A 12073-nucleotide genomic window follows, 5' to 3' on the forward strand; every position below is an offset into this window, starting at 1 on the left:
TGCAAGTAAAACAGCCGCAAATATAAGTATGGGCAGCAGTTCACGATCAAGTGGACTGCTGTTTTTTGTGACGATATCAAGCAGACTGATTTTTTTTGCCAAAGGATGTAACCTTTTAGGTAGTCCATTTATCTAATTGTGTGATTTTAGGCTGTTTTACTTTTGATAGACAGTCCACAGCAGTCCAGTCGATAGCAAAGAAGGTGAATCTCCTATTGAATATACAACAGCAAGTCGAGCATGCCAGAAATGGTGACCATCGTGCATTTCTCCAATTAATGAAGCATATGGAAGGACGACTGTACCGAATCGCACATGCCATGGTCAAACGCCAGGAAGATATTGTAGATGTAATGCAGGAGACGATTATTAGCGCGTATGAAGCATTGCCCCAGCTGCGGGAAAGTCATTTTTTTGAGACATGGGTGATTCGCATTCTGATCAATCAATGCAATCTAACCCTGCGCAAGCGCAAGCAGATTATTCCTTTTTCCGAAATCAGGCAGTCTACTCCGCCTCACACTGCCTACGATTCAGTCGATATCCGTCAGGTAGTGGATCAGCTGGAAGAGGACAAGCGGCAGCTGATTATTCTGCATTATTTTCAGGATATTCCGCTGAGGCAGGTGGCCGAGATTCTGGATATTTCGGAAAGTACGGCCAAAACCCGGCTCCACCGGACACGCAAACTATTATCCCGCTGGATCGAAGATCAGGAAGAAGGGGGGCATACCCATGAAAAACGATAAGCTGGACGAATGGCTGCGCAGTGGTGCGGAGCAGACAGAGAATGATTCGATTCCACCGGATATACAGTCTCGCCTCCAGCTCGTGTATGACGCTATCGAACAGGGGCAGACAGGACAAGGTATCCGGGAGAATCTGTCCCGAGATCCCCAGGAGGAACAAGCAGCAGCTGTTCCGGACACGATGGAGGTACAGCCTGTCGTCAAGCGCAAGTCCCGCCGGATGATGCGTTATGGCATGACAGCGGCCGCGATGCTGATCGGTATAGGTGGTACACTCGGTTCCGGTTATTTCTCGGCTGATATGGCCCATACACTCAAGCAATTGCCAGGCGTACCTGCTGTCTACCAGCTGACCTCGCATCTGGGCTGGGTTACCGCCGATGAGCGGGAGAGCGAGCCAGATCCTCTGAGTATAGAGCAGCAGGGTGTCACGATGACAATGGAATCTGTCGTATATGATGGCAGAAAAGTACACCTTGAACTGAAGCAGCAGCATGATGCGCAGAAACAGCCTATTCAGGACGTGGAAATCTACATTAATGGCAAGTCAGCCGCCTCTGCCAAAGAACAAGGGGGGATCCGGGCACAACATCATAGCGAACGTACGGATCAATATCGTCTGTATTTGAATCTCGATCCCCAAGTATTATTTGGTCTGCCTGATGGGATTGTTTCCAATGAGCCGTCGGATATAGAGCTTTCTCAAATGCCTGCACAATTGAATATGCAAATCCGGGTCAGTCTGAAACAGAATCCAAATTCTCCGTTTATTTATAATGTAAATGTACAAAAGCAGGCTCAAACTGCAAGGTATATTCTGAAAAAGAAAGCTTCTCTATCCGAAAATCTAGCGGTTGGAACCGTTGAAGCGGACGTCACACCGGCAACAACCTATATAGACCTGAAGATCGACGGGTTTGACAAGTGGCATCATCGATATGAAGGAGGCGGGGTTCATTTTATTCTGCTCGATGCGCTGAATCGTCCGTACCATCCTTTGGCGGATTCGGGAGAGCCTGCCACTCCACATATGGAATACAGCAGTCTGCCTGATGATGCCGGTGATCTCACACTGATCCCGTATACGTTTAACCTGGAGCCTATATCCCGCAAATACCCGGTTCCGATCAAGAACGAGCCAACTGATGATCATCCCATCGAACTGGATATGGGAACAACCGGAAAAGTAAAAATCATGGAGAGAACGTCTACAGACAATGAGATTACTTTGCGCATACAGCCAGGCGAAGCATATCAGGCCTATATGGTCGCTTATAGCTTGTGGTATGGCGATCAGAAAATGCATGAAGCAAGAGGACGTCCGGCTCAGATCATTCCTGACTCTGCTCATGCAGGACAATATCTCATCACGTATGACAAAACGAAGCTGAAACCGGGTGATCGATTGTGTTATTACGTGAGCAATATGCGTTACCTGGGAGAGATTCCTCTTACCCGAGTTACCAAGTAGCGTTTGCTTATGAAGCTATGTGGTAACAACGAAGTAGTCTCCAAAAGATAGGGACACTGTATGAATTGCTTGATCTTTGTATAGCAAAAAGGCGCAGAATTATTCTCTGTGCCTTTTTGCTATACTTTTTGTTCATATATTTAACAGCTTCCGGTAAATAGGCAAGGTATACAGCAAGCGCTCTGCAGTACGAAGTCCAGCTTTATGTAGACCACGCTGTATTAATAAAGCTGTAATTCCTCGTACTGTCCATAGTTGGATGTGCTCGAATAGCGTAGCATTATTGATCTGTCCATATCGCTGATAACCCTGTCTGAACAAGCGGATATACTCCTGATTAATCCGAGTCTCCTGTGTAAGATCAAGCGTAGAGGTAACCAGCGCGGCAATATCAAAGTGAGGATCGCCCCGGCGCACTTCTCCCCAATCGATCAGAAATGTCTCTTTCTTGCCAAAGACCAGATTCCACTTTCCCAGATCTCCATGAATATAGCCGATATGCTGAATCGGTGGATGTTCATAAGGAAGGCATTGGGCTATATGGGACTGAAGTGTACGAATAATCTGCTGATCCTTCTCATCCATTTGCTGATATTGATAGTTAAGATTCAGCAAATCTATCGCAGAAGTTAATGAAAAACGATCGGGCTGAACTGATAGATTAAGCGAACGTGTCATCGCATGGAACAAAGCTGTTTTTGCACCAATTTGTTCGTAATCTATGGGATTTGGTGTCAAAGACAACGGTTCGATATACAGCTGCACATTGTAGTAGTTATTCTGATGAACCGTGAAAGGCTGTCCGTGTATAGTACGTACAATAGGTGGACATACACGGTACTCAGCCATTATGTCAGATAGAGCTACTTCCATTTCAGCTTGGCTACGGTTCTTCAGACGTCGTAACACAAACATGCCTACAGCGCAGTGCACAATCCGTGTTTGTGAAGTATTGCCTTGTTCGGACCGATTGACGGAATGAATAACGCCTAATGAATACTGGCTTAAAACCGGCAGTATATCATCATGATTGAGATCGAGAAAGGGTTGGTGAGAGTTCATTGCTTCTCCTTTTAGTCAGAGAATTGTATTTATGTTAGGAGGAAATGGTTCTGCTGATAGCTAACTAAGCCTGCCTGTAGACAGAATCAATCCAGTATTTTCTGGCGAAGCAGTGTTATTGCCTGCTCAATCTGTACCTTCTCTGCATCAGACAATGCTGCGGTCCGCTGAGTAAAGCGTTCTCGAACCGTCTGGAAAATATCGTTCATCAGCGTGTTGCCTTGATCGGACAAGCGTATCAGCTGCTTGCGCCGATCCTGGGGGTCAGTGACTTTTTCACATAATCCTTTATCGGTGAGCTTGCGCAGTTCACGGCTGGTATTGGGCATGGACATATGTATACATTCGCTGATCTCACTCAGCGTTATCGGCTGACTGACCATCAGGTACTCCATAATTTTATATTGAGCCGGTGTCAGTTCGCCGGTAGGGATATCGCGGGTCATCTCGCTGCTCATCTGATGTACAGATGCAATAAAACCGACAAACTGCTGGAATAAATCATTGGTCTTCATTTCTTCACCTCGTCTTCCAAGATAGCAAAATGATTATCACAAAACAATTATCATTTGACAACTAAAATGATATCCTCTACTATTTAATTATCAAATGACAACTAAATGGAGAGTGAATGTATGAGTACACTGCTGATTTACACCCATCCCAATCACCAGAGTCTGAATTATGCCATGATGCAGCAGGCTATTCGAGGTATCCGGGATCATCATCCCGACGAAGAGATTCAGATTATTGATTTGTATGCAGATGAATTCAACCCGGCCCTGGTATTCAATGAACACAAGCAGCGCCGGGATATGCATATCGATCCCGAGCTGAATACGTACCGGGAACAGATCCTGTGGGCAGATCGGATCGTATTCGTCTACCCGATCTGGTGGGGACGTCCGCCAGCGATGCTGCTGGGATTTATCGATCGTATGATGGCGTCCGGTTTTGCCTACGCTTATCGCAAAAAGGGAGATTTAACACCGGAAGGACTACTGAAAGGTAAGTCAGTGGTGTGCATTTCCACCATGCAGGGACCGGCAGGCTATTTGCAGTTATGGCTGAATAATGCGCACCGTGTACTGATGCGCCGGGCTTTATTTAACTATATTGGTATCCGGCAGGTGAAATTCTTTGAGTTTGGCAGTATGGAGAGTCCCAAAGGCAAGCATGAACGTAAGCTGAACAAGGTCTACCATTATTTCCGCACAGCCCACTAAAGCAATGACAGAATCAGGATATTGATACTCCTCTACTATTCGTTATGCTAAGATAAAGTATACCTTGGCATTACGGAATGACTCGGATTATTAATAGAAGCAAGGGGGAAGAAGACATCGGCAGGCCAGCTATATAGCCTGTCCGTGTCTTCGCAGAATATGGCATCAGATCTTCCATTAACCAAAGAAAATATTCTCGATGCGGCAGAACAGGTACTTCGCCGCTACGGCCCGGATAAAACGTCGGTCGTCGATGTGGCACGGGTGCTCAAAGTCAGTCACGGCACCATTTACCGGCATTACCCGAGTAAGGCGGCACTGCGTGAAGCAGTAACTGAGCGCTGGCTGCATACCCTCTCCGATCCACTGGAGAGAATTGCCAGGGAGACTGGCGGAAGCGAGCTGCAGCGGCTGCGTCACTGGTATGATACGCTGATCCAAAACAAGCGCAGATACGCGGTAGAAGATGCCGAGATGTTCGCGATGTATGCAGCGGTATCTGCGAAGCCGATCCCGATTATTACAGAACATATCCGGGAAATGAACGAGCAGATCGCCAGCATTCTCCGCCGGGGCATGGACAGCGGGGAGATCGCAGCAGGCGACCCGGCGATCACAGCCCGTGCGCTGTTCAATGCAACATCCTATTTTCATCATCCGGTTCATGCGGCCGAATGGGTAAATGAAGAGATTGACCGGTATTTTGACGAAGTATGGACGCTGCTCTGCCATGGGCTGCATGGGGCGTTATAACGGCAATTGATCCCCGTTACAGACGGTTGGCGTCGATAGAAGAGTTTGTACAATATTCCAGATTTAGGGATGATCGGCTTCGATTCATAAAAGTCAATTCTATTTTACGTCTATCACCTGCTATATAATGGACTGGATAACCCAGCAAGCTTCGCAGCTCCGGCTGCAGTGTAGCTTAGTTCGATGGAGCAGGTGAAGATGGAACAAGAGCTGTTAACGTATATCCTGATCATTATTGGCGGAGGCGCACTGAGTCTCTGTCTGTGCATATATGCTTTGTTCAGGTTTAGACAGGCACCCGGCGGCAAGTACTATATCATTACTACCTTTTTGGCTTCGGTATTTAATTTTGCTTATTTATTTGAATTGACCAGTCCCGGACTGCAGGAGACATGGTTCTGGCTGCGGGTCGAGTATATTCCGCTGCCGTTTATTCCGGCCTTTACCCTGTTGATGTGCTGCGATTATGTCGGACAGCGATTACCACGGTGGGTCTACTATATATTATTCCTGATTCCACTGTCGACGATTGTCATGCAGCATACCAATGAATGGCATCATTTGTATTATCGGGCGATCAGCCTGAGCACCGATACACCGTTTCCGGTAACCCGGCTGGTGCATGGGCCTTATTTTTATGTGCACTTCTTTTATCTGTATGGCTGTCTTGCGATCAGTGTACTGATTCTGCTGTGGCAGATGCGCAAGGTCAGATGGCGGTTCCGGATGCAGATCCTGACGATGGTCGCAGGATTGGTTGCTCCGGTCGTCGCGAGCTTTTTTTATGTAGGCGGCAAAAGTCCGTACGGGATCGATCTGGGCCCCTTTTTTATCAGCGTTTCGTTTGTATTTCACAGTATTGCCCTGTTGAGATACCAGATGTTCGATGTGGCACCGATCGCGAGGGATATCGTGTTTGAGAGTATGGAGGATGGCGTCGTTGTACTCAATGAAAATGGCGTGCTGGTGGACTACAACAATGCGATGGTCGATCTGCTGGAAGGGCTGAATGCCCAGGCGATTGGTATGCCGATGATGAGTCTGCTGGACAGCTACCCGGTGCTGCGTGAGAAGCTGCTGCTCGGACAGGAATGCGATTATGAGTGTGAGCGTAGAGCCGTGAAGACGTACTTCCGCATCCGATTTGCACCGGTACGGGACAAAAAAGGAACGCCGGTCGGACGGATTGTGATTTTCGCGAATATTACCGAGCAGGCCCAGCTGGAAGAGCAGCTGAAGTATCTTGCCAACACGGATGGACTGACCAGCCTGCTCAACAAGACGGCGCTGATGCAGCGCTCCGAGCAGGCGATTCAGGGACTGTCGAGCGAAGAGGGCGGTTCGGTAGCGGTCATTATGTTCGATATTGACCAGTTCAAGCAGGTGAATGATACGTTCGGACATGAAGCGGGCGATATCGCATTGATGCATCTGGCAGCTACCGCACGCGAGATTCTGGCTGAACAGGATATTGCCGGCAGATATGGCGGTGATGAATTCGTCATCTGTATGCCCGGTGCCTCGGTCACGCAAGCCTATGAGCTGGCTGAGCGGATTCGCAGCCGCATCGCTGGCAGTGAGCTGTTGGTCGATGGCGAGACGATGCGTATCAGCTCCAGCTTTGGTGTAGCCAGTGTACAGGTGACGCCTGGTGACCGGGAGACGTCGGTGCAGCAGCTGATCCGCCAGGCTGATCATGCATTGTATGCCGCCAAGCGAATGGGGCGGAATTGTGTGCAGGTGTATAACTGACGGCAAGTGTCTCTAAATGAATGGGATGCAATATTGTAGAACTATATAACAAAAAAAGACTCTTCCATATGCGAAGAGTCTTTTTTGTATATGGCTATTACTGTGCGTAATCCCCGTTATAACTCACCAGCACGACATCCGACACACCGCTCACATTGGACAGCTCATTAATAAACTGTGTATTATCCGGATCGGCCAGACGAATCTCAACGGTCATCTCGGTAATGTTTTTGCGAACGGTTTTGGATTTCAGTACATATTTGAGCTTGCGCAGGGCAATCTTGACCGGCTCGGCAGCGGACTCGTCATAGTGAATCACGAGCAGATACGGAGCCTCGCCGTTCTGGCGGCGGGACATGAAGAAGATGACGAGCGTAATAACGATCGAGCCGACGATAGCAAAAGCATACAGCGTGGCACCGGTAGCAATCCCCGCAGAAATCGCCCAGAACATGAACATAATGTCCATCGGGTCCTTGACCGCTGTCCGGAAGCGAACGATACTCAGCGCGCCGACCATCCCCAGGGACAGCACGATGTTGCTGCTGATCGTCATGATGATCAGCGAGGTAATAATGGTCATCAGTACAAAAGATACATTGTAGTTATGACTGTAGACCACACCGCGATAGCATTTGCGGTATACCCAGTAGATGAGCATTCCGATCGCAAACGCGATCAGCAGGCTCCAGAACATTTCGATAAAAGAGACCTGGTTGAATGAATCCAGCTGCAGGAAGCTCTTTTTAATTACATCACTAAAATTGGTCGTTTCGTTCATGTTGCTATTTGTCCCCTTCCAGGCGGTCAGCCCGTAAACACTTTTTGTTTTTCTTTACATAGTACATATTTGGAAATGGTGGATCGGTTATGTGAAGACAGCTGAATCAGATGCTTGATAAAATCAGGCAGGAACTGATTGTATTTCACTTCGAGAATCTGGCGCGGACCATCGATCGACTCGAGTGTCACCAGATCCGGATCGAAGATGTCAAAAGACTGCACACCGGCCTGCAGCTGCTTGTCGAACGTTATCCGTACATCGCTGACCGGATAAATATACGCTTCCCGGATATAATCGACTACGACAGAAGGCTTGAGTTGCGCATGCAGCATATCATAGTAGAATTCACGCATCAGCAGATCGCCAGACTCCAGCAGGAACTTCGATTCTCCTGCCATAAGCGAATCGAACTGCGCCCGGTTCAGCGACGCGGATTCCTTGGCTGTGAACTCATTGAATTTGCTTTTGCGCTCCAGTTTGATCACGGCATCACTGCGATTATAGATGCGGATTCGGTACTTTTTACGCTGGAAAGCGCCGTTATTTTTATCAAATAAGGCTGTTTCGTTGATATTGTCAAAATACAGGCTACGAATATGGTAGCCTTCATTGCCGATGGAGTTGCGATCCAGCCGCATCACGGTAGCGACCCGGCGCCGCAGCGCTTCGTATTCGTTGGGAGCAATATAGTATTTCAGCTCATGCCGCAGCCGTTTATTGGCGAACTTCATGGTTGTCCTCTTTTCTGTTCACTGGCATTCAGGGAATATACAAGGATTTGACGCCAAAATGCGCAATGTTGTCGATATCGGTGTATTGATCATAAGGTGTCATGGTATGGCCGGATGTATCCTCTACAGTAACCGTCCAGAAGTATTGGCCGGATGACAGACTGTCCATGCTGGCTGTCGTCTCGCTGCCGACCTGCTTATCCAGCAGCGGAGCTGCCATATCCGGTGTACGAGAGACCAGAATATGATAGCTTAGCGCTTCTCCCTGCAGATCGTAAGAAGGTTCCCATTGGAATGTCAGCTGATCCTGCTGCACTCGCGGCTCGAGCAGCCGGAAAGGCATTGGACGTTCCAGACTCTCACGGTACAGGGTATTGCTGCTTTCGCTCCAGGCAGGCAGCTGCTTCAGCTCCTGCTCGCGGTCGCTGATCCTGCCAGGCAGATAGCCGGGATCACTGGACTGCAGCACCGCTGCATCCGCAATCTGACGGTAGCCGGCGATCATCTGGGCAGTCTGCGCTGGTGTAATAATTTTGCGAAACTGATCTATTTTGGCGGTCAACAGCCGCACATGATCCGGGTTCTGGAAATAACGTCGTACCAGCTGGTTGTCCCAGTAGTTGGCGATACCGTGCTGCCACGGTGCCCGCTGGTTGATCGTTGTACCGGATAGCTGTCCTTTGCCCCAGGCGCTGTCGTAATCCCACGGAATAAAGAACCATTTGCGGGATTCGGTCGGCGAGTAGAGCAGGTAATTCTCTGACGAGGTAGAGTCGTTATCCATCAGGATATTGACAGCCATCCAGCTCAGGAAGTTATTCTGGTCAAAATAGCGGTCGAATACACTGTCAAATTGACTTGGACTGCTGGCATTCACATCATCCAGCATCTGCAGCAGTTTTTGGTGATCCTTGCTGCCTTTGACCTGGAGAATGTCCTGGAACTGATCTTTGTCAAAGGAAGGATCATCTTCCAGCTTGAGTGCGTCGGCATGACGGTCAAACTTGAAGTTTTTGGCTTTGTACAATCCGCCGCTGGAGTCGAGTCCGTGTGTACGCAGGAACTTTTTGTTGGGCTGTTCAATCTGCGTATACAATCCGTAATCGACAAAGTCAGTACTAAAATCCTTTTCCTGGGTCAGATCTTTGACATGCAGCCGTACAAAGGAAGTCTGCATACTGACCATATCCGGCAGCCGGGTCATATAGTCAAAGCTGAGCCGGTTGCGAAAACGGGTCAGATCATTGACTGACTTGATCAGATTAATGGTCGATTGATCACGCCATGCGCCAGTTTGTCCATTCAGCTTGATCTTGTACGACTTTTGCGCGGAACGCAGAGAATCGCTGCCCCGCAGGGAGATGGAGCTGTTGGACTGATAATCCGAGTAGCCGAACATGCCGTGTACCGGTCCGTCTGCATTGCCTTCCTGGAAAATGGCATCCAGCGAGCGGTTATTCTCATCTTCCGGCTGAGAGACCTCGCTGAGCTGTTCCCAGCTGAGCGGATGGTTGCGATCCAGATTCTGGTGCATGATCGTAATGTAGATATCGGTAATACCTGTACGGCTCTTGTCTTCATACAGGGCATGATTATCGCTGAGCGTGTCGCTTGAATAAGCTTCCTGCTGTACGCTCGTTGCCGGGTTCACGTCCCAGGGCAGCAGCCCTTTGGGAACGCTGCATCCAGTGAGCGTTAGAGGCAGCAGTGCAGCAGGTAACAGCAGACGCAGCAGCCAGCGGCCACCGGTCTGACGATGGTCTGCACCAGCCTCACGGAAGGAGTGCAGACGGGAAGCGCGCTTATTTGACATAGAATTCACGCACTCCATAATGATTCACATTATTCAGATCTTCATAGATATCAAAAGCAGGCATGGCATGTCCCTGGCTGTCTTCCGCGAGTACACGCCAGTAATAACGGCCCGGAGTCAGTCCGTCCAGCTTCAGTTCATTGACGGTAAGCTTCGATTCGTCCCGCAATGCATTGGTCATATCGGGCGTACGGGCAATAGTAAAGTGATACGTAATGTCATCTGCCTGCATGTCATAGGAGTTATCCCAGCGGAACGACAGATTGCTGTTCTGCTGCTGTACATCCCCCATAAAGAAAGGCATCGGATACTGCAGCATTTTCTCAAAGCGGGCGACTGATTCTTCCGGAATATCCATCAGATGGTTCACTTCGCCGCTGTACTCTTCAATCGGCTCTGGCAGATTGCCCAGATCGGGCAGCTGATAGACATACTTTTCCGTAATATTGCGATACTTGTCGACCTGCTTCTGGGTCTCTTCGCGGTTGATGATGCTCTGCAGCTCTTGGATCTTGGTCTGCAGAGCAGTCACATTGGCCGGATTTTTGAAAAAGCGGTTCTGCAGCTCACTGCCCCAATAGTTGGCAATCCCTGCTTTCCATGGAGCACGGCGAGATTCATCATCATCATAGAATCCCCAGGCACCGTCATAATCCCATGGCAGGAAATACCAGGTGTTGGAATTCAGCGGGGAGTAGAGCATAAAGTTCTGGGTCTGGGTATCGATATTATCGGTCAGAATATTGATGGCCATCCAGGTCAGGAAGTTATCCCGGTCAAAATGCTGGTTAAATACCTCATCAAAATCTTTGGTCGAATCGTTCACATCATCCAGCATCTTGAGCAGCTTGGCATGATCATGATTGCCCTTGATCTCAAGAACCGATTCAAAGGCTGTCCGGTCAAAAGCAGGATCGCTCTCCAGCTTCAACTCCTGCTCATAACGATAGAACTCAAAATTGGATGCCTTGTATAGCTGACCATTCGGATCGAGTCCGTGGGAGCGCAGGAACGTACGATTCGGCTGCTCCACCTGGGTATACAGGCCGTAATCCTGATATCCGGCATCACTGCCAGCTGTCAGATCCCGTACATGCAGCTGCACATACTGAGTACGCAGGCTGACCATGTCCGGGATACGCTGCATCATATTGTAGCTGAGCATATTACGCATACGGGAAAAGTCATAGGCGCTTTTGACCAGATTGATCGTGGTCTGACTGCGCCATTCGCCCGCATCTTTGTACAGGTTAATCTTGTAGGATTTCTGGTTGGAGCTCAGGGTTGATTTACCACGCAGTTTGACCATGACGTTCGGCGCTTTGGTATTATAGCCAAATTTGCCGGCGACAGGTCCTGCGGCATCACCCTGCTGCAGAATGGCATTTACGCTTTTGTCGGGCGTATTGTCATCGGGCAGCTTGATCTCGTTCAGCTGTTTCCAGCTTTCCGGATGTACAGCAGTCAGATTGTCTTTGGTAATCGTCAGGTACATATGGATCACGCTATCCTGACTGTCGGTTTTGTAGACGCTCTGGTTATCTTCCAGCCGGGGATGGTAGTTGGCTACCGCTCCGGCTGCAGGGGTACTGGCGCTGGCGGCGGAGGTATCCTTCCGATCCTCGCACCCGGCCATAATCAGTACACCCAGTATTACGGTCAGCACTGCGGCTGCCTTCTGGTACATATTCATAACTGCCTCCGATCTTCTCATTCCGGGGCCGGGCCGGTC

11 protein-coding genes are annotated in these 12073 nt (G+C 49.1%); 5 read left to right on the top strand and 6 right to left on the bottom strand.

The features are described 5' to 3' along the window. Positions 1-215: 215 nt before the first annotated feature. Positions 216-749 carry a sigma-70 family RNA polymerase sigma factor gene (locus WH46_RS15200; protein ID WP_046227390.1) on the top strand — a complete coding sequence of 178 codons (534 nt, stop codon included), beginning with the start codon at positions 216-218 and terminating at the stop codon, positions 747-749. Beyond that, entirely contained in the window at positions 736-2220 is a 1485-nt protein-coding gene (locus WH46_RS15205) for a DUF4179 domain-containing protein (protein ID WP_046227391.1), read from the top strand. Before WH46_RS15200 ends, WH46_RS15205 begins: the two co-directional genes overlap by 14 nt. Positions 2221-2352: 132 nt before the next feature. Here the strand turns inward: WH46_RS15205 and WH46_RS15210 are convergent, their stop codons facing one another. After that, positions 2353-3282 carry a phosphotransferase enzyme family protein gene (locus WH46_RS15210; RefSeq protein ID WP_046227392.1) on the bottom strand — a complete coding sequence of 310 codons (930 nt, stop codon included), beginning with the start codon at positions 3280-3282 and terminating at the stop codon, positions 2353-2355. 86 nt (positions 3283-3368) lie between these two features. After that, complete coding sequence (locus WH46_RS15215) at positions 3369-3797, bottom strand: MarR family winged helix-turn-helix transcriptional regulator (RefSeq protein ID WP_046227393.1); 429 nt, start codon at positions 3795-3797, stop codon at positions 3369-3371. Between the two features lie 120 nt (positions 3798-3917). On the opposite strand from WH46_RS15215, the gene WH46_RS15220 reads away from it, so the two are divergent. From WH46_RS15220 to WH46_RS15230, 3 genes are all read left to right on the top strand, one after another. Next, positions 3918-4508 (top strand): NAD(P)H-dependent oxidoreductase, encoded by a 591-nt coding sequence (locus WH46_RS15220; RefSeq protein WP_046227394.1) that lies wholly within the window; start codon positions 3918-3920, stop codon positions 4506-4508. Positions 4509-4667: 159 nt separating this feature from the next. Then, a complete protein-coding gene (locus WH46_RS15225; protein WP_046227745.1) occupies positions 4668-5261 on the top strand; it encodes a TetR/AcrR family transcriptional regulator in 594 nt (197 codons plus the stop codon). Between the two features lie 198 nt (positions 5262-5459). Continuing rightward, positions 5460-7013, top strand: a complete 1554-nt coding sequence (locus tag WH46_RS15230) for a histidine kinase N-terminal 7TM domain-containing diguanylate cyclase (protein ID WP_046227395.1) — start codon at positions 5460-5462, stop codon at positions 7011-7013. Between the two features lie 97 nt (positions 7014-7110). Here WH46_RS15230 and WH46_RS15235 read toward each other — a convergent pair whose 3' ends face one another. Genes WH46_RS15235 through WH46_RS15250 form a run of 4 tightly spaced genes read right to left on the bottom strand, consistent with a single transcriptional unit; the run spans position 7111 to position 12034 of the window. Continuing rightward, the gene (locus WH46_RS15235) at positions 7111-7794 is read right to left on the bottom strand and encodes a DUF4956 domain-containing protein (protein WP_017813361.1); all 684 of its coding nucleotides are present in this window, start codon (positions 7792-7794) and stop codon (positions 7111-7113) included. A 26-nt stretch (positions 7795-7820) separates the two neighbouring features. After that, the gene (locus tag WH46_RS15240; RefSeq protein ID WP_017813362.1) at positions 7821-8528 is read right to left on the bottom strand and encodes a polyphosphate polymerase domain-containing protein; all 708 of its coding nucleotides are present in this window, start codon (positions 8526-8528) and stop codon (positions 7821-7823) included. 28 nt (positions 8529-8556) lie between these two features. After that, entirely contained in the window at positions 8557-10341 is a 1785-nt protein-coding gene (locus tag WH46_RS15245) for a CotH kinase family protein (protein WP_052714254.1), read from the bottom strand. Continuing rightward, positions 10331-12034, bottom strand: coding sequence for a CotH kinase family protein (locus WH46_RS15250; RefSeq protein WP_046227396.1), 1704 nt, complete (start codon positions 12032-12034; stop codon positions 10331-10333). The genes WH46_RS15245 and WH46_RS15250 overlap by 11 nt, the downstream gene beginning before the upstream one ends. Positions 12035-12073: the final 39 nt, after the last annotated feature.

The organism is Paenibacillus dauci, assembly GCF_000971985.1.
Taxonomy (GTDB): domain Bacteria; phylum Bacillota; class Bacilli; order Paenibacillales; family Paenibacillaceae; genus Saccharibacillus; species Saccharibacillus dauci.

Bases quoted from the DNA above. Each gene is read 5' to 3' on its own strand.
- WH46_RS15245 (WP_052714254.1), bottom strand. From the start codon at position 10,341: ATGTCAAATAAGCGCGCTTCCCGTCTGCACTCCTTCCGTGAGGCTGGT.
- WH46_RS15210 (WP_046227392.1), bottom strand. From the start codon at position 3,282: ATGAACTCTCACCAACCCTTTCTCGATCTCAATCATGATGATATACTG.
- WH46_RS15235 (WP_017813361.1), bottom strand. From the start codon at position 7,794: ATGAACGAAACGACCAATTTTAGTGATGTAATTAAAAAGAGCTTCCTG.
- WH46_RS15220 (WP_046227394.1), top strand. From the start codon at position 3,918: ATGAGTACACTGCTGATTTACACCCATCCCAATCACCAGAGTCTGAAT.
- WH46_RS15205 (WP_046227391.1), top strand. From the start codon at position 736: ATGAAAAACGATAAGCTGGACGAATGGCTGCGCAGTGGTGCGGAGCAG.
- WH46_RS15225 (WP_046227745.1), top strand. From the start codon at position 4,668: ATGGCATCAGATCTTCCATTAACCAAAGAAAATATTCTCGATGCGGCA.
- WH46_RS15250 (WP_046227396.1), bottom strand. From the start codon at position 12,034: ATGAATATGTACCAGAAGGCAGCCGCAGTGCTGACCGTAATACTGGGT.
- WH46_RS15230 (WP_046227395.1), top strand. From the start codon at position 5,460: ATGGAACAAGAGCTGTTAACGTATATCCTGATCATTATTGGCGGAGGC.
- WH46_RS15215 (WP_046227393.1), bottom strand. From the start codon at position 3,797: ATGAAGACCAATGATTTATTCCAGCAGTTTGTCGGTTTTATTGCATCT.
- WH46_RS15240 (WP_017813362.1), bottom strand. From the start codon at position 8,528: ATGAAGTTCGCCAATAAACGGCTGCGGCATGAGCTGAAATACTATATT.